General features: G+C 54.6%; 16 protein-coding genes, 1 other RNA gene and 2 pseudogenes. 11 read left to right on the top strand and 8 right to left on the bottom strand.

Annotated features, from left to right (window positions below):
• Nucleotides 1–10 precede the first annotated feature (10 nt).
• The 7 genes from K3727_04010 to K3727_04040 all read left to right on the top strand — a co-directional run bounded on the left by K3727_04010 (nt 11) and on the right by K3727_04040 (nt 9,267).
• Nucleotides 11–220 (top strand): AlpA family phage regulatory protein, encoded by a 210-nt coding sequence (locus K3727_04010; GenBank protein ID UWQ91973.1) that lies wholly within the window; start codon nt 11–13, stop codon nt 218–220.
• On the top strand, nt 213–638 hold the full coding sequence (locus K3727_04015) for a helix-turn-helix domain-containing protein (protein UWQ91974.1): 426 nt from the start codon (nt 213–215) through the stop codon (nt 636–638). The genes K3727_04010 and K3727_04015 overlap by 8 nt, the downstream gene beginning before the upstream one ends.
• Before the next feature lie 52 nt (nt 639–690).
• Nucleotides 691–1,713, top strand: a complete 1,023-nt coding sequence (locus K3727_04020) for a site-specific integrase (protein ID UWQ91975.1) — start codon at nt 691–693, stop codon at nt 1,711–1,713.
• 62 nt (nt 1,714–1,775) lie between these two features.
• Nucleotides 1,776–3,332, top strand: a complete 1,557-nt coding sequence (locus K3727_04025) for a type I restriction-modification system subunit M (GenBank protein UWQ91976.1) — start codon at nt 1,776–1,778, stop codon at nt 3,330–3,332.
• A complete protein-coding gene (locus tag K3727_04030; GenBank protein ID UWQ91977.1) occupies nt 3,329–4,564 on the top strand; it encodes a restriction endonuclease subunit S in 1,236 nt (411 codons plus the stop codon). The genes K3727_04025 and K3727_04030 overlap by 4 nt, the downstream gene beginning before the upstream one ends.
• A 68-nt stretch (nt 4,565–4,632) precedes the next feature.
• Nucleotides 4,633–7,506, top strand: a complete 2,874-nt coding sequence (locus K3727_04035) for a type I restriction endonuclease subunit R (GenBank protein ID UWQ91978.1) — start codon at nt 4,633–4,635, stop codon at nt 7,504–7,506.
• An 825-nt stretch (nt 7,507–8,331) separates the two neighbouring features.
• Complete coding sequence (locus tag K3727_04040; protein ID UWQ91979.1) at nt 8,332–9,267, top strand: hypothetical protein; 936 nt, start codon at nt 8,332–8,334, stop codon at nt 9,265–9,267.
• 173 nt (nt 9,268–9,440) lie between these two features.
• Here K3727_04040 and K3727_04045 read toward each other — a convergent pair.
• Nucleotides 9,441–9,743, bottom strand: a pseudogene (locus K3727_04045) (ABC transporter permease subunit).
• A 583-nt stretch (nt 9,744–10,326) separates the two neighbouring features.
• On the opposite strand from K3727_04045, the gene K3727_04050 reads away from it, so the two are divergent.
• Both K3727_04050 and K3727_04055 read left to right on the top strand, forming a co-directional pair.
• Nucleotides 10,327–10,863 (top strand): DUF1643 domain-containing protein, encoded by a 537-nt coding sequence (locus K3727_04050; protein ID UWQ91980.1) that lies wholly within the window; start codon nt 10,327–10,329, stop codon nt 10,861–10,863.
• A 164-nt stretch (nt 10,864–11,027) separates the two neighbouring features.
• Entirely contained in the window at nt 11,028–14,006 is a 2,979-nt protein-coding gene (locus K3727_04055) for an AAA family ATPase (protein UWQ91981.1), read from the top strand.
• 337 nt (nt 14,007–14,343) lie between these two features.
• On the opposite strand, the gene K3727_04060 is transcribed toward K3727_04055, so the two are convergent.
• Nucleotides 14,344–14,991 (bottom strand): class I SAM-dependent methyltransferase, encoded by a 648-nt coding sequence (locus K3727_04060; protein ID UWQ91982.1) that lies wholly within the window; start codon nt 14,989–14,991, stop codon nt 14,344–14,346.
• Between the two features lie 97 nt (nt 14,992–15,088).
• Between K3727_04060 and K3727_04065 the strand changes: the two genes are divergently transcribed.
• Together K3727_04065 and K3727_04070 are read left to right on the top strand one after the other, a co-directional pair.
• Entirely contained in the window at nt 15,089–15,997 is a 909-nt protein-coding gene (locus K3727_04065) for a LysR family transcriptional regulator (GenBank protein ID UWQ91983.1), read from the top strand.
• A 575-nt stretch (nt 15,998–16,572) separates the two neighbouring features.
• Nucleotides 16,573–17,496 (top strand): LysR family transcriptional regulator, encoded by a 924-nt coding sequence (locus K3727_04070; GenBank protein ID UWQ91984.1) that lies wholly within the window; start codon nt 16,573–16,575, stop codon nt 17,494–17,496.
• A 1,052-nt stretch (nt 17,497–18,548) separates the two neighbouring features.
• Here the strand turns inward: K3727_04070 and K3727_04075 are convergent.
• From K3727_04075 to K3727_04100, 6 genes and pseudogenes are all read right to left on the bottom strand, one after another.
• Nucleotides 18,549–18,949: pseudogene (locus K3727_04075) on the bottom strand (XRE family transcriptional regulator).
• 144 nt (nt 18,950–19,093) lie between these two features.
• Nucleotides 19,094–19,477 carry a tyrosine-type recombinase/integrase gene (locus tag K3727_04080; GenBank protein ID UWQ91985.1) on the bottom strand — a complete coding sequence of 128 codons (384 nt, stop codon included), beginning with the start codon at nt 19,475–19,477 and terminating at the stop codon, nt 19,094–19,096.
• Nucleotides 19,478–19,537: 60 nt separating this feature from the next.
• Complete coding sequence (locus K3727_04085; GenBank protein UWQ91986.1) at nt 19,538–20,236, bottom strand: hypothetical protein; 699 nt, start codon at nt 20,234–20,236, stop codon at nt 19,538–19,540.
• Between the two features lie 44 nt (nt 20,237–20,280).
• Complete coding sequence (locus tag K3727_04090) at nt 20,281–20,859, bottom strand: hypothetical protein (GenBank protein ID UWQ91987.1); 579 nt, start codon at nt 20,857–20,859, stop codon at nt 20,281–20,283.
• 94 nt (nt 20,860–20,953) lie between these two features.
• Nucleotides 20,954–21,052: signal recognition particle sRNA small type (ffs, locus tag K3727_04095), an RNA gene on the bottom strand.
• Between the two features lie 51 nt (nt 21,053–21,103).
• Nucleotides 21,104–23,014, bottom strand: coding sequence for a bifunctional 2',3'-cyclic-nucleotide 2'-phosphodiesterase/3'-nucleotidase (locus tag K3727_04100; GenBank protein ID UWQ91988.1), 1,911 nt, complete (start codon nt 23,012–23,014; stop codon nt 21,104–21,106).
• Nucleotides 23,015–23,228 lie beyond the last annotated feature (214 nt).

A 23,228-nucleotide genomic window follows, 5' to 3' on the forward strand; every position in this document is an offset into this window, starting at 1 on the left:
AGATGGAACAATGTCTGATACTGGCAACTTCCCCCTTACAGGGTTCGTGAGACTTTCTCAAATTTTGGCTCCGGCGGGCCCAATTCCTGTTTCAAAGTCGACATGGTGGCAAGGCGTCAAAGATGGGCGGTTTCCGCAACCGCAAAAGCTTGGGCCGCGCACAACAGTTTGGAAAGTCGAACACATTCGGGCGCTTTTTGAGGATCGGGAGAATGGGTAAACGCGCCAACCCGATGGCGGTCAAGGCAGCACTCACATACGACATAAACGAAGCTGCGGCTGCTTTGGGCAAAACACCTGCGACCATTCGCAGTTGGATCAAAGACGGCCTCCCAGTCATGAGTTCCCGCAAGCCGTACCTTCTTTCTGGCGAGTCAATCCGTTTCTATCTTCGGGGAAAGTACAAGGCTGCCAAGCGTCCACTTGGGCCGGATGATTTCTTCTGTCCGGGGTGTGGAGGTGCCCGACGGCCTGTCGGGATGGCTGCGATAGTATCCCCTATCAAAGGCAAAACGGCTTTGTTGAAAGGGGAATGCTCTGAGTGCGGGTGTACTTGCACCCGCATGATTTCCAAGTCGCAGCTTGGGGAATTCGCTCAACGGTTCCAGTTGTCGAACAACGCAGACAGCGAACCCTAAGTGACACCACCTCCACTCCCTCAAACTTTCACAATCTCTAAGGAGGAACCCCATGAGGAAATTCAACGAAGAAAATGAGCGGATCAAACGCCGTTACTTGCAATATCTTAAGACCGCGAAGCGGAAGGACGCAGGAACTGTTCTCAAAGCGGCGGAAGCAATTTTGCGGTTTGAGGCCAGCACGAACTACGCGAACTTCAAACGGTTTCACATCGAACAGCCGATCAAGTTTCACGACCGTATCAATTCCGAAATTAGCAAAGTTACTGGCAAGCCCCTTTCAAAGTCGACAATTGCTTCGGTACTAGCGGCAAACAAAGCGTTCATCTTTTGGCTGGCTGATCAGCCCGGCTACAAGAGTCGTATCCGTCATTCTGATGCGGATTATTTTAACATGGATGCAAAAGGCCAGCGGGTGGCGAGGGCAACGCGAGAAACACCTTATCCATCTATGGAGATGGCCCGCCACGCCTTCAACTTTATGCCGGAGACCTCAGACGTTGAACTGCGCAACAAGGCTCTGTTTGCGTTTCTGATGCTCACTGGCGCGCGCGACGGGGCGGTTGCCTCTTTGCGGCTCAAGCATATCAACGTGATCGATGGGTGCGTGTATCAGGATGCGCGGGAGGTCAGGACAAAGAACGCCAAGACCTTCACAACCTACTTCTTGCCGGTAGATGCCGCGTATCAGGCCTGTTTTGATCAGTGGGTGCGCTATCTAAAACAGGAAAAGCTGTTTGGGCCGGACGATCCGCTGTTTCCGCCTGCGGAGATCAAACCGGTTGATGGTGAATTCAAAGTGGTCGGCCTAAAGCGTGTAACCTACAAAAATGCCAACGCCATTCGGGCGGTGATCAAGGAGGCTTTTGTACAGGCCGATCTGCCGCCCTTTACACCCCATGCGTTTCGCAGAACTTTGGTGAAATGGGCCGACACCACCTACCCAACCCGCGAGGCCTTCAAGGCTTTTTCTCAGAACATCGGCCATTCCAATGTTGTCACAACCATAAGCGCCTATTGTCCGGTCGGCATTGAACGTCAGGCAGAGTTGATAAAGGCCGCAAGGCCATGTTGAGACTTTCCCTAGCCCGCGTTCTGCGTCATCAATGGGCAAATTCAACTTGAGAGCGACAGGCAATGACCGACGAACAAAAAAAGAAGCTGGAACAAAAGCTCTGGGACATCGCCAACACTTTGCGCGGCAAGATGAATGCGGATGAGTTCCGCGACTACATTTTGGGCTTCATCTTCTACAAGTACCTGTCTGAGCGGCTCTACATATATGCCAATTCTGTCCTGTCTGAGGATGGGATCGATTTCGCGGACGTTGATGAGGCGACTGTGGACGGTAAGGCGATTTCGGACGCGGTGGCCGAGGCGGCGATTGATGAGTTGGGCTACTACCTCAAACCGTCTGAGTTGTTCGGTGCCGTTGCCAAACGGGGCAGCAAGCCCGGCAACTTTATCATCGAAGACCTTGCGCGCATTCTGAACAATGTCGAGCGTTCGACCATGGGCACGGAGTCTGAGGACGATTTTGACGATCTGTTCTCGGACATGGATCTGACGTCCAACAAGCTGGGCCGCACGGAAGAAGCCAAGAACACCCTGATCGCCAAAGTGCTGACCCATCTGGATGAAATCGACTTTGAGCTCGACAAAGCGGACAGTGACGTGCTGGGCGATGCCTATGAATACCTGATTGGTCAATTCGCCAGCGGGGCGGGCAAAAAGGCGGGGGAGTTTTATACCCCGCAAGAGGTTTCCACCATTCTGGCGCGCATTGTGACCACAGGCAAAACCCGGATCAAGAACGTTTATGACCCCACCTGCGGGTCCGGGTCGCTGTTGTTGCGCGTCGCCAAAGAGGTCGCGGTGGGTGATTTCAACGGACAGGAAATGAACCGCACCACCTATAACCTTGCGCGCATGAACATGATCCTGCACGGGGTGCATTACCGCAATTTCGACCTGCAACAGGAAGACACGCTGGAACACCCCCAGCATGTCGACAAACGGTTCGAGGCTGTGGTCGCCAACCCGCCGTTCAGCGCCAAGTGGTCGGCCAACCCGCTGTTGTTGAACGATGACCGGTACAGCCAATACGGGCGGCTGGCCCCGGCGTCCAAGGCGGATTTTGCCTTTGTTCAGCACATGCTGCACCAGTTGGATGACAACGGCACCATGGCGGTGATCCTGCCCCATGGGGTGCTGTTTCGCGGCGCGGCCGAGGGGCATATCCGCGAATACATCATCAGGGAACGCAACTGGCTGGATGCGGTGATTGGCCTGCCTGCGAATGTGTTTTACGGCACGTCCATTCCCACCTGCATTCTGGTGTTCAAGAAATGCCGCGAATACCCCGAGGATATCCTGTTCGTCGATGCGTCGACCTGTTTTGAAAAGGCCAAGAACCAGAATTATCTGCGCACTCAGGATATCAACAAGATCGTCGATACATTCCGGGGCCGCGCGGTCGAGGATCGGTTTTCGCACCGCGCAATGCTGTCCGAGGTGGCCGAGAATGACTATAACCTCAACATCCCGCGCTATGTGGACACGTTTGAAGCCGAAGAACCGATTGATCTGGCCGAGGTCGCGGCTGAGCTGAAGGCAAATGCGGCGGGCATGGAGGATCTGGACGCGCAAATTGCGGAGTTCTGTGCCGAGCTTGGCATTGAGGCGCCGGTATGAGTGTACCTGTGTTGAGGTTTGCTGAGTTTGAGGGCGCGTGGAAACAGTGTGAACTTGGTAGTTCTGTTTCGCTCCAGTCCGGCTATGCATTCTCTAGCGACTATTTTGGCGAAGTCGGACGCAAGCTCGTCACGCCAAAAAACTTCACAAAAACAGGGGCTGGCAGCTTTTCGACTTCGAACACAAAGTTCACCTCTGAACCAGTAGACGGAAAGTTCGTGTGTGCTGAGGGTGATTTGCTTGCTTTGCTTACTGACCTAACACCGTCCTGTGAACTACTTGGCAAGCCATTGGAGCTTACAACAGCGGACGGAGAGGTCCTGTTGAATCAGCGTATCGTGCGCATTGATCCGATAGAGGACAAAATTCAGAAGGGTTTTCTCAAAGCGTTCATGCTGAGGGACGCATTTCATATCAGAATGTTCAGCACGGCAAGTGGGACGACAGTTCGGCATAGTTCCAATAAGGTCTTGAGAGAGACACTTATCTCACTACCTTCTCTCCCCGAACAAAAGAAAATCGCGGCGTTTTTGGGGGTGGTGGATGGCAAGATCGCAGCGCTGCGGGAGCGGGAGACGGGGTTGGAGCGCTATAAACGCGGGCTGATGCAGGCGCTGTTCAGCCAACGCTTGCGCTTTACCCAACCCGACGGCACCGCCTTTCCCGATTGGGAAGAGAAGCGGTTGGGGGATGTGGCGACACGAAGCACGGCGAAAAATGCCAAACTCGAATACATGCGTGTTCTTACCAACTCTGCTGTTCAGGGGGTCATTGATCAAGGTGACTACTTCGACAAAGATATTGCCAATGCCGACAACCTCGCTGGGTACTACGTGCTGAAAGAGGGTGACTTTGTTTACAATCCGAGAATTTCGGTCAGCGCTCCAGTTGGTCCCATCAAGCGTAACAATTTGGGGGATGGTGTAATGTCGCCGCTCTATACCGTCTTTCGATTCAAAGAAAAAAACACCGAGTTCTTCAACCTTTTCTTCGAAACGACAGTTTGGCACAAATACATGAAGTCCGTTGCAAATTACGGTGCGCGGCACGACCGAATGGCCATTACTTCTGGCGATCTTATGAACATGCCCTTGCCATACCCTCACCCCGACGAGCAAGCCAAAATCGCTAAGGCTCTGCAAGCGATGGATGCGAAAATCGCGGCTGTGACGGGGCAGCTTGAGCGGATGCAGGATTTCAAAAAAGGTCTGTTGCAGCAGATGTTTGTGTAAGGGGGATGCCCGCCCCTTTTTGTTAACCTGGGACCCGGTTTTGCGGTTCCAAAGTGTGAGTTAAAAACATGTCTGACACCCAATCCGAAGCGCAGTTAGAGGCTGATCTGGTCACACGGCTGGAGGGGTTGGGCTATGACCCGGTCTCTTTGCCCGACATGGCTGCGATGCAGGCCAATTTGCGCGCGCAGTTGGGCAGGCAAAATGGGGTGACGCTGTCGGATGGGGAATTTGCCAAGGTTCTGAACCATCTCGACAAGGGCAATGTGTTTGACAAGGCCAAGACCCTGCGCGGGCGGATGCAGCTGACGCGGGATGATGGGTCGCCGCTGTATCTGCGGTTTTTGAACACGCAAGAGTGGTGTCAGAACCAATATCAGGTCACGACGCAGGTGACCGTCACGGGGCATCACAAAACCCGGTTTGATGTGACGCTGTTGATCAACGGTCTGCCCTTGGTGCAGATCGAGCTCAAGCGGCGCGGGGTTGAGCTGAAAGAGGCGTTCAACCAGATCAACCGCTATCAGCGTCACAGCTATTGGGCCGAGAGTGGCTTGTTCCAATATGTGCAGTTGTTCGTGATCTCAAACGGGGTGAACACGAAATACTATGCCAACAACCGCAATCAGGATTTCAAGCAGACGTTTTTCTGGGCCGAAGAAGACAACACGCTGGTGACGCAGCTGGATGCCTTTGCCGATGTATTTCTGGAAAAGTGCCATGTCAGCAAGATGATCAGCAAATACATCGTGCTGCATGAAAGTGATAAGATCCTGATGGCGTTGCGGCCCTATCAGTATTACGCGGTGGAGGCGATTGACGCGCGGGTAAAGGCGGGGCGCAAGAACGGGTATATCTGGCACACGACGGGATCGGGGAAGACGTTGACCTCGTTCAAGGCGGCGCAGCTGTTGATCGAAAACCCCAAGGTCGACAAGGTGGTGTTTGTCGTGGATCGCGCTGATCTGGATTATCAGACCACCAAAGAGTTCAACCATTTCTCGGATGGGTCGGTGGATGGCACCGATAACACCAAGGCCCTAGTTGGGCAGCTGGGTGGCGATACCAAGCTGATTGTCACCACCATCCAAAAGCTGAACACCGCCATCTCGCGTGACCGCTATGAAGGCGCGTTACAGGCGGTCAAGGATCAGCGCGTGGTGTTCATCTTTGACGAATGCCACCGCTCGCAGTTTGGCGACACCCACAAGCGGATTGTGCAGTTTTTCAGCAAGGCGCAGATGTTCGGGTTTACTGGCACGCCGATCTTTGCGGACAACGCGGTGGCCAAGCGCACGACCAAAGATCTGTTTGCCGAGTGCCTGCATAAATACGTGATCACCGATGCGATTGCTGACGAAAATGTGCTGCGGTTTTCGGTCGAGTATTGGGGCAAGCTGAAGCGTAAAGACGGCAGTTTGATCGACGAGGATGTTCCTGCGATCAACGTGCGTGAGTTTTTTGACAACCCTGATCGTATCGAGGGCGTGGTCGATTGGATCATTCAGAACCACGACAACAAGACCCACAACAAGCAGTTCAGCGCGATGCTGTGTGTGAGTTCCGTTGATGCCCTGATCGCCTACTATGAGGCGTTTCGGCGTAAGAAGGATGCGGGCGAGCATCACTTGCGGGTTGCGACGATCTTTACGTATGGCCCAAATGAAGCGGACCCCGATGCGGACGGCATGATTGGTGACCCCGAATTGAACGTGGCCGACATGCCAGTTGATGTGCACAAACGTGACCGGTTGGAGAGCTTCGTTGCAGACTACAATGCAATGTATCAGACCAAGGAAACGGTGAAGGACAGCGCAGGGTTTTACACCTACTACAACCACCTGAGCAAACGGCTAAAGGATCGGGACCGCAAGGATGCCTTGGACAAGGACCGGCTGGATATTCTGTTGGTCGTCAATATGTTCCTGACCGGATTTGATGCCAAAAAACTCAACACGCTTTATGTAGATAAGAATCTGAAATACCACGGTCTGATCCAGGCGTTTTCGCGCACAAATCGCACGCTGGGGCAGTTGAAATCTCAGGGCAACATTGTCTGTTTTCGCAACCTCAAGCCAAACACGGATCAGGCGATCACGCTGTTCTCCAACAAGGAAGCCATCGAAACAATCCTGATGGCTCCTTATGGCGACTACCTAGAGCGGTTTAACGCGGCTGTTGACGTATTGAAGAGCATTGCGCCTGATCCTGATAGCGTAAACGAACTAAAGTCCGAAGAGGATCAGTTGGCCTTTGTGCAGGCGTTCCGTGATCTTATCCGGCTGCGCAATGTCTTGACCAGTTTTACCGAATACGACCCTCAAGATTTGGCGTTAGAGCCGCAGGCATTTGAGGACTACAAGAGCAAGTATCTGGACATCAACGATAGAGTCAAAGCTGATAGGCCAGATGATGCGGCATCCATCCTTGAAGAGGTGGATTTTGAGTTGGAGCTTATCCAGCGCGACGAGATCAACGTTGCATACATTCTAGCCCTTTTGTCGGAAGCCTTTGCTGAAGCGGACAGCCTCGATCCCAAAATAAGAGATGGTTCCAAAGCAAAGAAGAAGATGATTTACGATTTGCTTGGTTCAGAAAGACATCTGCGGAGTAAACGAGAGTTGATCGAAAAATTTATCGAACAGCACATGACGGTCTTGCCAGAAGGGCAGACTGTTGCTGAGGCCTTCAATGGGTTTTGGGACGCGGAAAAATCAAATGCTATTGCTAAAGTCTGTGAAGCCGAGAAACTCGATTCCGATGCATTCAAAGCAATGATTGAGCAATATCACTTTACCGGAAAAAAGCCGCTTCAAGGCCAGATCGTGGGCGCGCTTAAAGAAAAACCCAAGATTCTGGAACGCAGGAGCATTGTCCAGCGGGTCGGAGAAAAGCTGTTGCAGTTTATCGCAACATTTGACGACGGTCTCGGAGAGCTTTGAGTTGCAATTTTGGGGGTCTTATTGGGGGCGTCCGGCGATAATCGAATTAAAATAGTTATTAAATTCAATATCTTTGCGTGCCAATGGGGAGTCGTGTGGGCTAACATCTTGAAAATAAATATATAAACAACTTTTTGGGACGCGCTTCCACGTTGGGTGTTCAGTTTGTGTCCCGACGTGTGTCCCGTCTTGGGGCGCTAAATCGCGTGTCAGATCGTGTCAGATCGCTACGGCTATCAACTTCACATTTCTTACGTCAGTTTCGAACCGACTACGATTTCTGACGGAGGAAAAGAATGTCATATGAACTGAGCGCACCGCCCGTAGTGGCAGACCTGCAATCCCATGCACGAGCAATAACGTCCCAAGCGTTTAGCGTTTCGCACCGAACACTTGGTGACTGGCCTATCTCGACGCCTCTTGTGAATGGTAAGCGGCAGCCCAGAACAGCGGAAGTCTGGGCGTTTGCTCTGGCGGTGCTGGGGGATGCTGACCTCGAAGCGGAAGTTACACAGCGCATGACACAGAGCCTTCGGACAGACGTAGAGGTTCTACTTCCGGCTGCGAGGGAGGCCAAGGCAGAGCGCGACTCGAGCCTAAAGGGTGGGCGCGGCGCGCATCTGCGCACCGAGAACGCAGCAGTCTAAACGGTGTGTGCTTTGTGCCGTTGGGAAACGGCCCAAGCTCCGAAGGCCAAAGCCCCCCCCCCCGTTGATTGTGCTTTATATATCTATGAGACCGACATTCGAAGTCTGGCCTGAGAGACGAAAACCTACACCTCCAAAAATTCCGCCCCCTGTCTGGGCTGGTTAGAAGGATGCGGTAATGGTTCCAAAAGACCTCAATGCGGAGAGGCTAGCGCAGATGGACCTCGACGACTTTAGACCGATTGCGATGCTTTTGCGTGGGCGCACCTTCATCACCGCGATCCGAGCGGAGGGCTCTGGTATTGAGGGCTTCTGGCTCGACGCCGCCGATGATGAGGCTTGGGCGGAAGGCGAGCAACGCATCTCTGATCTGAACGCTCAAGGGTGGAATATCTATTTCAGCCCCAATCCCCCGCGTTCGGATTTTAGCGGGGCGAAACCCAAGCTAGCAGACATTCCTGAAATTCAATTTCTACAGGTTGACCTTGACCCTGATGATGTAGCTGGTCTTGGGCACCCACTGGCCTGCGCTAAGGCCAAGAACAGTGCCCAAAGGTTCTCCAAAACGTATCTGCCCAACATCGCTATCAACTCGGGTAATGGTTTTCAGCTTTTTTGGATGTTCTCTAAACCTGTAGATGTCAAAACAGCGATACGTCTGAACAAGAAGTTGGCGCACGCTGCCGATCAAATGAGTGGCATCTCCTGTTCGGGAACTTGGAACCCGGACCGCATCATGCGAGTGGCAGGCACGCTCAACTGGCCGACAGGACCGAAACTGCGCCGTGGATATCCCGAAGAGCCAACGCAGGCGTCCTGCTTGGGTGTGGTTCCCGAACGCGAACTCGACGTTGAAGCGATAGACGCGCTGTCTGTGCCGCCAGAAAAGTACCAGAGCGCAGCAACCGGCACCAACATCGCATGTCACCTAGATTGTTGCCTGAGCAGCCTAGAGACGATTTTGTGGCGCTGGACAATGGCTGGATGCTGGACCCACACTATGCGGCCCTGCACAGCGGAGAGGCGCATGGCGGTAATCGTAGCAAGTGCCTCATGGGTTTTTGCGCGTGGCATAGGAGGCATGGCCTGTCGCTTGCTGAAAGTGCCGCTCTGATTGCCTATGATGGCGGCGCCGCACTCGATCATGTGAACGACCAGCAGTATCCCGCGCGTGCCGTAGCGCGAGCCTATGAACGTTCTGACGCAGCGCCCGTGTTCGCAGATGCAGAGGTTATTGATGACCATGCAGATGCACCTCCGCCCCTGACGCCCGAAGCTACGGCCGTTAACACGGTCCAGAATGACAACCAGAAGGACGATGCCGAAGCCTGCCAGAATGCCGACGCCAAGTTCGAGATAGCGGATGCCGCGCAGGACCAGAACGCCCAGCCCAGGTGCCAACACGAGAGAGGCGATCACGACCATGGCCAGGCTCATCATGATGGTCTGGTTCACGCCGGCCATGATATTGGGAATCGCCAGCGGCAGCTGCACGCGCAGCAACTTCTGCCGTTTGGTCATGCCAAATGCATCAGCCGCTTCGATCACGTCGCGGTCTACTAGGCGGATGCCCAGGTCGGTCAGCCGGATATACCGGGGTCTTCGTGGTCGCCTTCAGCACCTTGGTCAATACCGCACAAATCGACACAGACAATGCGCCGCGCGACAGCATTGGTTTCCTTGATCCCGCCCTCAAGGGCAAACTGGTGCTGACACAGCCGGAATGGCCGCATTCTCCTCTGCCATGCAGCAGGTGACATTCGGCAGTGCAGGGGGCTCTCGTGCTGTGAGCGCGCGCAGTAAGAAAACAAAATTCATAATAGGGCTCCCTACTGCCGTTCGCTGCACCAGGTGCGGATGGCTGCAGGCAGCCCTTTCGCGACATTCGTGCCAGGTGCGACTTCAGCTATGCTGCGAGAGCAAAGCATCCGACCCAACTTCTCGAAAGCTGCCATTCAAGGGGTGATGGCCGACCGGACAGATGCTGCGCCTCCAACCAATGGCCGCGAAGCGCAATAGCGACCTTTGCAAAGTCGCGCGAACGGCCCAAACCTGCCGTTCGCGAGCCCATCAAATACTGCAATGCGGCTTAACGAAAGCAGACCTTTGCTAATCCAGCACCAACTGCCATATCAAATGAGTAAAAATAACCGCTGGTTTTGGGGAGATTGATATGTTGCATGGACTTGCTGAAATTGATCGGCCACTCGGAAGAACATGGAATCTAGAAGAAGACGTCCGAGGTTCGGCGATTTTCTCGCGGTGCGGGAATTATCGACCATACCTCAGCCGGCGTTGGGGCGAAGGCCGTACAATTATGTGGTTATGTATGAACCCATCTTCTGCGACAGATCAACTTGACGATGCAACTTCGAAAAAGCTCACGAGACACTCGCGAAGGCTTGGGTACAGCAAAATGTTTTTACTGAACGTTATGGACTATCGTGCGACAGACCCTCGGCAAATACACTTGGATGCCGAACGCTCAAATAGAAATATTCACTACATCACGAAGTGCGCCGCTCTATCTGAGACTGTAGTTTTTGCCTATGGACGCCTTAAGGACAGAAGAGGCTGGAAGGACTATGCGGCGGAGGCGGTTCAGGCCTGTAGAGGAATTCAGCCACAGTGTGTGCTTATCAACCGTAACGGCTCACCTAGACATCCGCGAAATTTTCCAGCTCGGTTTGCTCTCAGGGATTTTAATTGAAGCGATCTGCCACATCCGGCCCAAAGCCGCCGTTTGGATTCTACAGCACGCCGCAGCGCGGCTTCCCCAGATCGGTCATTCATGCTTGCCGCAGAAAATTGCGCGGTACAATGTATCCCACGTAACTTGAAGCGCTTCCTCTATGCGCAAGTGGATTAAAAGCAATGACTATTGAGTACAAGAAAGATGGGTCGGGATGGCATCGGTGGGATCTCCATCTCCACGGGCCAGGCACCAAACTGGCAAATGGCTACGGTGATACCAGTGATGACAATCTCCGCGCCTATCTCGAAGTGCTAGAGGGCTCAGACGTTCAGGTATTTGGGATCACAGATTATTTCTCCTTTGACTCTTACTTGGCCGTTTCACGAGCGTATGAGCACCTTTACCCAGACGGTACAAAGGTCTTTATCCCGAATTGTGAGTTCCGGCTCACGGAAACCGTGAGCTCGGACGGCCGCAATGTTCACACCCATGTCCTGATCGACCCTGCGCTTGCTTTCGAAACGAAGCTGCGCACATTGCTCAGCGATCTGCATACCCACAAAACTCGGGAAGGGCTGCGCCTTCGCTGCAGCGAGCTCACCTCGCGCGAAGAATACGAACAGGCCACAATCAGCCTGTCCGATCTTCAAACGGCTCTCAAAAAGGTGTTCCCCGACGAGACGGCCTATATAATCGTCACGGCGGCCGGCAATGATGGTCTGCGCGGCGTTGACACGAAATCCGCCCGCAGCAAATCGATCTCGGATGAGCTAGACAAGGCCAGTCACGCTTTCTTCGGGTCAGACAAGAGCACCGGCTACTTCCTTAGTACGGACCGCTACGAAGACGGCAGCCCTTCCGAGAAGAAGCCCGTCTATTCAGGCTCGGACGCTCATGCGATGGCCGATCTTAGCAGGCTCTCCGGCGATGAGGCAGGATACCCGCCGACCTGGATCAAGGCCGATTTGACGTTTAGAGGGCTCCGGCAAACGCTCTTTGAACCAAAGGGTCGCGTGCATATCGGCGAGCGTCCCAGCGTGTTGGAACGCCTCAATCAGGATGCAACCCGTTTCATCGCGGGGCTGCGCATTGATCAGATTGCGGGATATGCGGGAGCCAACGGCTCCTGGTTCAGGAATGTTGCGATACCCTTCAACCCCGAGCTAACGGCTATTATCGGCAACAAGGGGAGTGGCAAGAGCGCCATCGCCGACATTCTTGGGCTCCTCGGGGAGTCGCGCCAGCAAGAGCATTTCTCGTTTCTGACCGACGAAGCCCGCAACCGCAAGTTTCGCCAAAAAGGCTATGCCGAAAATTTCACGGCAACTCTGACCTGGGCGAGCGAAACCGAGCGCACGAAAAAGCTCGATGAGGATGCTGATGCGCTCCGGCCCGAAGCTGTCAAGTACCTTCCCCAGAACTACTTCGAAAGCCTGACGAACGAGATCGAGGTCAAAGCGTTTCGCAAGGAGATAGAAGAGGTTGTTTTCTCGCATGTGGAGGAATCCGACCGCATGGGGAAATCGACGTTTTCAGAACTCGAAGACCTGAAGACCGCGCAGAGCAAGAGCGACATTAGCGCCCTAAAGGTACGTCTGCGCGAGCTAAACATCGAGATCATTGAACTTGAGCAGCAAGCAGACCCTTCGACCAGCGCCCGGTTGAAAGAGCAGTTGAATCAACGGCGCGAAGAGTACCGCGTCCTTGAGAATTCGAAACCTGCGGCTGTCGAAAAGCCGGAGGAAGAAACGCCCAAGCAGCGCGCCGTGTCCGAGGAGATAGAACGAACGCGAGCCCTTCAAGCGACCATCACGGAACGTGGCAAGCAGGCGGTCGACCGACTATCGGCCATAAAGACCGACCTGATGTCGCTCGGATCGCTCAAGGAGTCCATCAACGCTCTCGACGCTCACGTGAAGCAAGGCAAGGAAGAGCTTAGGCCCATCTGTACACGCTTTGGTCTGGATATTGACCTTATCGTTTCCCACAAGGTCAGCACCGCAAGCATCGATGCCAAGGCTACCGAACTTGCCGCCGAAGTGAAGGCGCTGTCTGCCGAGCACGCTGGCGAGTTTACCGAGGGCACGGACTTAAATGCGCTCACCAGCGTCCCCTCTCTACGTAAAGCCCACAAGTATCTCGCTGATAAACTGAAGGCCTTGCAGGAAACTCTGTCCGCGCCGCAGCGCCGCTATCAGCGCTACCTCCAGACCCTTTCGGAAATCAAGCAGAAGATGGAAGAGGTCATGGGGGAAGATGAGAGCCCCAAGCCTGGCACCATCAAAGACTTGGGGGCCCGTATCCGCTACATCGAGGAAGATCTGCAGGCGCAACTTGATACCCGTTATTCCGACCGCGACGATCTCGCGCGTTCGATTTTCACCTCCAAGGAAAAGGTGCGCTCTTTCTACGAAGGCCTGAAATCCAGCGTCGAGGAGAAGCTGGAAACTGTAAGTTCGGAGGCATTTGATGTATCGATCGACGCGTCATTTGTGCCGACGCACGAGTTTCCGAGGCGCTTTCTGGAACTCGTGACCCAGACGGCGCGCGGGCCGTTTCGCGGTGCCGTAGAGGGGCGCAGCGATCTGGAAAAGCGTATGACAGACGTGAACTGGAATGATGTTGAAACCATCCTAAGCTTTGCCAAGACCATCATTGCCGACATCAAAGCGGAAGATATCTCGAAACAGATCAAGGACGTTAAGCGTCTCTACGATCTGCTTTTCTCGCTGGAATATTTCGAGCCGCGTTATGAGCTTCGATTGGGCGGAAAAAACCTGAACCAGCTTTCTCCAGGCGAAAAAGGTCTATTGCTGCTGGTATTCTACCTGCATCTCGACAAAGAAAAAACACCGCTGATTATCGACCAGCCGGAAGACAACCTCGACAATGACAGCATCTTTACCGTGCTCGCGCGTTGCATTCGCGAGGCTAAGAAGTCTCGGCAGGTGGTATTGGTCACTCACAACCCGAACCTTGCCGTCGGGGCCGACGCCGAGCAAATTCTTTACGTGACGCTCGACAAGGCCGACAACTACAAATTCACCTATGAAAGTGGTTCGATTGAAAACCCACGTATCAACGATGCGATCGTCAAAATTCTGGAAGGCTCCAAACCTGCGTTCGTTCAACGACGACTGAAATACCAGATAAAATAGAGTGTCCGCTTGTAACGATGCTGCGGAAGCAACGCGGCATCGCCGCATATCTGCTTGCCGCCCGCTATGTAGGTCACGCCGGGTTTGCGGCGTGATCTTGGCGGAATGTCCGCTTCCATGTCTTTGCAAGGGTGCGTTCGCAACTGCAGAGAAAGCCGGCTTCCCGCCCTCAGTGTTGCCAGTTCATGTCTGCTTTGGGCTGCAAGCAGACCTCACCGCCTTGATGGTTCTCAACTGACCAGAAGGTCCGTCCTCTGATGGGTATCGAAGGCGGTTATGCGCAGAAAGAGCGCTTTGCAGAACTCTGCCAAACACACCAGATCGTCACCCGACGCGACTAAGACTTACGCGCAACAATATAGCGGCTTGTAAACATCCCGACTTTATCCGTTTTCTCAATGATATCGAAACCAACGCCGTTCATTTTTCGCTCAAGGGTTTCTGGAGTTATAAAGTCAACAAACGGGGCCTTTCCAATGGCCTGCATAACAGGGATCGCAACTTTACTAATCATTGCGTATTTTAAGCCGCCATGCTCTGGGGCGCAAACGGTTTTGGAGATAAAAAGTCCGCCCGGTTTTATCAGTGAAGATATGTATTCAAGAGCGCAATCGAGCGCTGGTAAAAGGTGAAGCAAATTGTGCGCTAGGACCGCATCGTAAGATGCGTCGTCAGAAGAATGGTCTAAAACTTCAGCCACTTTGAATGTGACGTTTCCAACACTTTCGCGTTCGAGTTTTTCATTGGCGATCTCGATCATTCCCGAAGAGAGGTCTGTAGCCGTAATATGGGTTACATGTGGTGCGATCAGCAGTGCCGTCGAACCTGTGCCGCAGCCAATTTCCAGCACGCTATCTTCGGGCTTCAAGTGAGATTTTGTGCGCTCAAGAGTCCTCAGATACCCGTCCATGTCCCGGATAGGATCTGTGGCATACTTGCGAGAAATTTTGCTCCAGAACGCGGCGTCTTTGGATAGTGCAGCCATTGAGAGTTTCTTTCCTATCACGCGATTTTGGTTCTTCTACGATTAAACGAATTTTAAGTGAATTGCCTTTTTACGCAGAAGCTTTATGCATAAACGCATGAACTGGAAAGCGATCAACTTTGACTGGAACCAGGTGCGCTCTTTCCTAGCGACGACCGAAAAGGGGTCGTTCTCGGCAGCTGCGCGTGTGCTTGAGCAAACCCAGCCGACGGTGGGCCGACAGGTTGCGGCACTGGAGCGATCACTGGGGGTAACTCTTTTTGAACGGGTTGGAAATTCACTGAACCTGACCAGCGCCGGAGCAGACTTGTTGGTGCATGTGCAGGAGATGGCTGAGGTTGCGAACCGAATTTCACTAACCGCGACAAGCCAGTCAAATACCGTTGACGGGCAAGTCAAGATTACCGCATCGGATGTTATGTCCGCCTATCAACTTCCGCCCATCCTTAAGCGCATCCGTTTGGCGGCTCCGCGCTTGGAGATCGATGTCGTCGCAACGAATGATCTTCGCGACATACAACGGCGAGAGGCTGACATTGCCATCAGGCATGTGCGCCCAACTCAGCCAAACCTGATAGCGAAACTAGTGGCCGAAGCGACAGCCCATTTTTACGCAACTCCTTCATACCTTGACCAGGTCGGGCGCCCCAAAACGGAAACTGAACTTGCAAAACTGGATTTTGTTAGTTTTGGAGAGGCGGCTACGATGATTGGCTTTCTCAACCCAGCGGGCATTCCGGTCACCGCGCAGAACTTTCGGATAGGGTCAAATTCCGGGATCGTTTCATGGGAGCTGGTGCGGCAAGGCCTGGGGGTGAGTGTTATGTCTGACGATGTCGCAGCGATGACCCCCGGCGTTGAAAGGGTGCTTCCCGATCGAGAGCCGTTCAAATTTCCGATTTGGCTCGCCACACATTCTGAGCTGCATACTGCACGAAGGATCCGGCTGGTGTTCGACCAGCTTGCAGAGCAATTGAGCGCACCAAGTAGGGGACCTCAACGCTAGGCTTGAAGGTCTGCTTTGCCGAACTTTGAAAGGTTTTCAGCGGACATAGCGGTAGTCCGATTGTCGTCCGACTTGCCGAAACGTTATGTCTGCTTGGGGCTGCTTCTGTCATCTGGCGGCTGGGTACTGGTGCGGAATCTCTGCGACCCTGCGGCCGCACTGCCGCATGTCCGTTTCGAGCCCAGAACGGTCTTGCCTGCGGTTCAAGCTGCGCCCTTGTGAAGCCTTTGGTTGAGCCATAACGACCTTGATCTGCCTTCATGATGTATATCACTGATGACTGACCTCTATGAGAGAGTGTCGCGCCCACGTACGCGTTGGGAGGAACTGGAACAGAGATGCCAAGCCACGATGCAACGCTCTGAATTTCTTCTCATTTGGCAACCTGTAACTCGGGAAGTGGCCAGAGCGCGGGCGACCGCTGGCATCGTACTTTGAAACTGCACGTAAAATGTCGGTATTTGGAACCATCATTGAATTTCTCCGTCAATGTGCCATTTTCAAGATGACTATGAATTCCTTTTGGTAAATCTGAGAGTCAGGAATACTACTGTGATGAAAGGTGATCTATCATCATGCCGCCAGACTGGACAAAGCTGCCATCCTTAACCGCTCTTCGAGCATTCGAGGCTGCAGCACGGGCAAAAAGCTTTTCCGCAGCCGCTCGGTCGCTCAACGTTACCCACGCTGCAGTGGCGCAACAGGTCCGTGCTTTAGAAGAGTTCATTGGAGTTCAATTGCTTGAACGTTCAGCGCGGGGTGTGAGCCTGACGTCTGAAGGTCGGGAACTTGCTAAGGCTTTGGCCACTGGTTTTGCGGCAATCGCGGAAGGTATCGAGACACTTCAGGAGAAAAACAGGAATCGTCCCGTTCGCGTAACAACCACTGCTTTTTTTGCCGAGGCCGTCATATTTCCAAAGATCGCAGAATTCTGGAGTACAGCTCCGGAAATCGAAATCTCGTTCAACCCGTCGGACAAGAATATTGACCTTGTCGCAGAAGGCTTCGATCTGGGTATCCGGGCAGGAGACGGAAACTGGCCGGGCTTGAAGAGTCGCCTGTTGATAGAGAGCCCAACCCGGGCCTTTGCAGCACCTAAGCTCGTCGATGACCCCGCAACCAAATGGGAGGAAATACCTTGGCTGATCCCGGACGGTAGCCTCTGGGAACGCGAAGCACTAGAAGAGTCTGGCATCGACACGAGCACCATCCGAACCTTGGAACTGGGCAACCCATCTCTTGAAATCCGTGCTGGAGAAGAAGGTATGGGGCTCGTGATTGAATCCGAAATCGATGTTCGCGCTCACGTCGAGGCGGGAACGCTGAAAATTGCCCCCATCGCAATCACTCACATGTCTCAATATTTCATCGTAACACCACCATGGAAGCCACGTGCGCCGGTTGCTGCATTTATTGAGTGGCTTTTGGCAGTTGGACCAAATTTCGGCGAGGAAGCACCGTCGCCCAACGATAAGCGAACAGCACATCTGACTAACTGAATGACTGCGCCAATTGACCGAAAGAAGTCGAGGGGCAGCTTTGTCCGGAGGCTGTGTGGAAACTATCTGAGTTTAGGCGATTGTTCTGGTGTTGGGGCGCTCGGGATCGTATCGGCCAAACGACCGACTGTGGCGCGTCAGATTTGGTTTGAGGCAGTTGATTGGCCAAGTGACCGCCTTTTAGGCTTTCATCGCGGCAACTAAAGCCGGGATACCCATGATCTTCATCACGCGGGTCGAGACCTTCTTCAAAACCATCAGTCCCCGGCGCATGCGCCGGTGCAGGGACGGGCGACCCCACGGCCATTTATTTCGCGGCCTTCCCAGTCTTTCATGTATTTGGTTCCTTCGATGACGCTGTTCTTGAAGACATTATAGCGAGATCGTTCTCGGGATGCGGGATCTCAGAGAAAAAATTTTCTAGCGTCTGTAGGCGCCTGAACTGACCAGGCGACCGTGAAACTCACCAGACCTGCTGGGGCGCTTGCTGGCAAGCGCAGTGAATGCACATGTCCAGAGAGCACAAAACGCAAGGCACCAGCTACGAAGTCGCTGAGCAGCTTTGGCGATCGACAGATTTGGCGTGGGAGCTTACGAGATCAGGATGCTGGCGGCGCCAGAACGCATCCCCATAGTCTCCATCGAAAACTTCTAGGACTTCGCCGTTCCTATGAATCGCATCAACCGTTCCTACCGGGATGTCGAGCCTTTCCTTGGCGCGATGTGAGATGGCTGCGGCCAAATTGACCTCGGCACGTCACTTCCAAGAACAAGGCTGCCAAGCGGCACGGAGCGGAGTTTACCAATCTTAGGGAACGGACAGTGTGGAAACGTTGAGCAGGGATCCGGCGAGGCGCAGTGATCCAGCCATTCCTCGCCACCATCCCGGCCATTGGCTTCATCAGCCCCTCTCAGGCGCGCATAGGTGCCGCAGGAGCTGCACCCGACGCAAGGTAGGCTTGTGGGGTCGCTGTCGTTGCTCACCTCGCGCAGGAAGCGCAGCCAGGCGCGCTCGTTGGGGGTCAAGTCGTCCATCTGGTCGCGCATGTCGACTACCTCCCGAAGAACGTCTTGATCGCCACTTGCGACCTGCTGGTCAGCCTGGGATCGGTGTTTCTAGAGGCTTCACGGATCGCCTGAAGCCAGCCAACCTCGTTGGCGGTGACGGGCTCGCCGAACACCTCCACGACTGCCTCGGCTGCCGTCCGGCCAATCGCCTGCTCCAGAGCGAGGCGCATCATGAAGGCCGGATCTGCCTCCAATGCGTGCGCAAGGGCCGGCACGCGATCCAGCTCGACCTTGGAGCTACCCTGTTTGAGCATTGTGAGCATGTTCTGATTCACATATCCGGCCTGGGCCGCGATTTCAGCCTGGGTCTTGCGCCCGCGCAGCTCCAATACGCGTTTGGAAATGTAACCGCCAGTTCGCTGTCTTCATACGGTTTCTTGGTCATTCTCGCTCTCTCAGATGTGACGCAGCACGTGCTGTATGTCTTCGATATAGCGACGGCATGTATGGGGACGTGTGGCGGGAGCGAGACCCCTCAATGTTCGTAGCAGGTCGCATCCGACTGAACAGAAGCGACGTTCTCATTAGTTTAATCTACCGGATCGCTTGAGCCCAAGCCTTCGATGGGCAGATCGAATTTCACCTTGTTCAGCGCATCCGACATCAAAGTAACCGGCGACGCGTGAATGTAGACCGATGCAACTTCCTGAGGCGCATGCCCAGAGATCATTTTCGATAATTCGCGCGGGACGCCTGCTTTGGCCAGTTCCGTCGCCAGGGTATGCCTGAAGCTGTAGAACACCTTGTTCTTACTCTTGATGCAGAGCTTGACTAGGAAAGTGCTGTTGAACCAATCATTGACCTTGTCCGTCCGTTTCGCCCACTCAGGGAACAGGAAGGTTTTCCCAGATGCACGCAGCCGCTCCACGTATTCGAGAAAGCCGAGTCGAACAAGGTCGTCATGGATCGGCACCAAGCGTTTACTGCGTTGGTTTTTAGAGGTAACGGCGAGGAAGAATACCGGGACACCTTGCTACTCATAGATATTAACCAGCCGCATTCGTGCCATCTCAGACGAGTTGCGGACGCCCGTGTAGAGCATGACCAGGAGTGCCCACTGGTTCAATCCATATGCTGCCGGATCCGCGAATATTGGATCCCCGAAGATTGTCTGCAACTCGTCCCTGGTGAAAGGCAAGTAGGACGCTCCCCGGTGGACCTTGCTGCCTGTGTCGACGCGGATGCCCTGTGCCGGGTTGGTGTCGATATGGCCGTTATTTGAGGACCACTGGAGGACGCTTGACAGGTGCGACAGCCACTTCATGTTGATGGTCTTGGGGGCGAGCGTTGCGAACGGCTCGGCTAGCTTGGCATTGGCCTTGATGGCCTGAGGTAGCGTCAGGCCCGGGAACCGCCTCGTGTATCGGTTCGGCGCCTCCAGAAGGGCCTGCTTGTAGTCAATAACGTTCTTCTTGGTGATTGCACGGACCGCGACCTCACCTCCCATGAACTCGGAGAACATGCGCACAGCGTTTCTGTGCTCCTCCATTGTCTTCGGTGCCAACGTGTTACCGCCGGCTGTGCGTTCCTTGTGAAACGCGCTCAGGGCATCCGACAGGCTTATGCCATGAGCCACCACCGTTTTCGCGGGGTTAGATTCCGGCTCGGGATCTGGGGCAGTGACCAGCGGGTCACGAGGTTGGCCAGAATAGTCGCCCTGGTCCCGCTCCAAGGTGTGCTCCAGCGCCTCGATCTCGGCGCGCAGCAGAGCATTTGCTAGATCTTGCCAGCCAGGTGAGCCAGGGAGTAGGTCCAGGCTGTTCTCCGAGACGTATTGGCGAACAGCAGGCTCGATCCACCGCGTCTCACCAGAAGCAAAGCTGGCGTGGATGCTGCAAGGCGACGGGTGCGGTTCTTGCTGTAGAAGTCCCGGGCGCTCAGCATCAATTCGTAGTCGGCCGATGCATTGATCATTGCGAACGGACCCTGGTGACTGCCGATGTCACCGCTCTCGAGTTTCTGCAGGATCTGCTCTCTCTCGACGTCCATCGCCTCTCGCGTCGGCATGTCTGCCCGCTCGGCGTCATCGTCGGCGAGAGTGTTCGCATAGTGCGCCTTGGCCGCGACCGATAGTGCCAGCTCCGGCGCGTTCCTTAGCGCTTCCAGGCGTTCACGTGCCTCGTCGATCTGCATAAGAAAGCGATTGATAATCCCGATCGCGAGTCGTTCACGCGACCGGGGGTCGGGTGGCAAATCACTTTCCGATAGCTCTGTCTTGCCAATGATCGGGACCAGTTCATCCGGAACCTTGATCCTGACGCGCCACTTCCCGCGTATGTGCTGAACGTATTTCATACCCACCTCGAAGCCCTGTTTTGTAGCAGTTTTTGTAGCACATGCCCATGAAAACTATGAGTTTTGTGTACTTTCAATGGACTGGGAGGGAGGAGGGTGAGAGGCTGGACAACGACCCAAGCGGGGCTCGTTACGGCTGCTTCCTTCCGGATCTGACCGGGTTGGCGAGGCGCTTACCCGCGCCAACCTCTCACCGGTGGATATAGTGCGGGCAGGCGGGCTTGGCAAGTCCTGGAAATCCGGCTCAGAGCGTCAGGATCAGGGACAGAAACCCGTCACCGGTGATCCCTTCAACCACGACGTCCTGGCTGTCCAGTTCGGACAGATATTTCTGAGCACCCGGCCCGGTCAGAACACGGGCACGCGCGCGGGCATTGCGAGAAGGAACGAATCGCCACCCCTTTTCGGTTGCCTTCAGCCTGTCCCGATGGGGGGCTGCGGCGATATGTGCGCGAATGACGTCCGACAACGCGAGATTTGGCAATGGCAGAATGCGCATGTTCCCCAAGATGGGAAAGCAGCCTCCACCGGCCAATCTGTAACTGTTGGTTGCGACAACGAACTCCTGGTCCGCCGAAATGGGCCGACCGTTCCATGTGATGTCACGCACGCGGCGGGCGTCTGATGCGCAAACGCTGCCATCTGCGGCGAATCGAGCCGGCTTGGACAAATCAATGGCATAGGACAGCCCGTGGAGAACGTCGAAATTGTGCCCGGCCCGTTGGTTGCACAGCAGATCAATAGGGTGCATCTCTTCGGCGGCTGCTGTGGCCGGGATTTGGTTGAATACACTGGCTGACATTTCGAGCCAATTCATCACAACCTGCCCGGAAACAACAACCGCTTTGAGCTGGTTGGGATAGACGTGCAGGTCCGCAACATTTCTCAACCGCATTGGACCTGGGGAAATATCGGTGAAATTATCAGGTCCGGCGCGTCCCCCGAATTTTCCCGGTGCAACGGCCGACAGCAACGGCAGCGCGGCTTCGGGTTTCCCTGCCAAGATCTTTTGCACAGCAGCAGACTGAGCAGTGGCAACCAGTGCCATCGCCCTGTCGGATGCAAAGAAAGTGAAATATGAATGCAGGGAGGCATCGGTTTGCCCGACCGGCTCCTGCATCCGGGCCCTGGTGGCGGTATGGGCTGGGGCCAACGTTTGGGTCAATGCGTTGTCTTCAGGGGCAACATAAACCAACTCTCCCTGCTTGGATCGACGCAGAATTGGGCGTAAACTCGCCCGCGACTGGTCTATTGCCCAGCCCGTATTGGCAGCCCAGGTCAGATCCAGGTCGATTATGCCAAGATGTGACCCACCGACGCCAGGCAAAACCGTGGCCGCCGCCCCGGGAGCCATGTCATCACCGGATGCGCTGAACGGCAAATGGGTGTGCCCGCCAATCACGACATCGACGCTGCCGGACTGTGCCAAAGGGTGGACAATATTCTCCATTCCGGTGTCCGCAGTTTTTGGGCCAAGCCCGCTGTGAGCCAGCGCAATCACGATATCGCAGCCAGCATCGCGCAGTTCGAGAGATACCTGTCGGGCAGTGTCGAGCATGTCGTGAAACGCGACTTTGCCAGCGATCAGATGGGCGTCCCATTGCAGGGTCTGCGGTGGCAACACTGACAGCACACCGATTCGGACAGAGCGGGAGCTCTCTGTCGCGGAGGGAACCGCGCGCTCCAGAATGAACGACCTGTGAACCGGCAGGGGGGGAGCCGTTGCGAAAAGTTCGAGATTCGAGGCCACAACCGGACAAGGTGCGTCTCTGAGAATTCGATCCAGAGTTTCCAAACCGAAATTAAAGTCATGATTGCCCAGCCCGATAGCATCGTAATTCAAACTTCGCATGGCCTGCATCAGCGGGTGCGGGCGGGTGCCAAGAGAAATTGCCAGATCCCCCATCGGCGTCCCTTGCATTCCGTCTCCGTTGTCGAACAACAGGCATTGACCACCCCGTTCGGCGGTTTCGGCGCGGGCCTCGCGGATCAAAGATGCGGTGCGGGTCAAACCAACGGCGGGGTTAGAACGGTCTGCATAATAATCAAACCCGCACAAGTTCATATGCAGATCGGTTGTCGAAAGTATGCGGAGCCTGGCTGAGGATCGGGATGTGATCGGTGCGCGCTGGGCCTGTGCGTTCTTGCTGGGCATCCTGTTCCGGTTTTTTGTTTTTCTTGCTGTCGGGGTTTCGGACGAATAACGCGAAAAGAACTCTTAAGTCGCAAGGTTTAACTGTCAGACCGGATCGGTGATGATGCGCGTCCTGCGGCGGTCTACCTGTGATTGCCATACGTTGGCTCTTGCAACTTGGACATTGGCAACCGATGTTCCTCCACGCAAGCGGCGTAGACGTAAAACCGGGAAC

The organism is Rhodobacteraceae bacterium M382, from assembly GCA_025141015.1.
GTDB lineage: Bacteria > Pseudomonadota > Alphaproteobacteria > Rhodobacterales > Rhodobacteraceae > Aliisedimentitalea > Aliisedimentitalea scapharcae.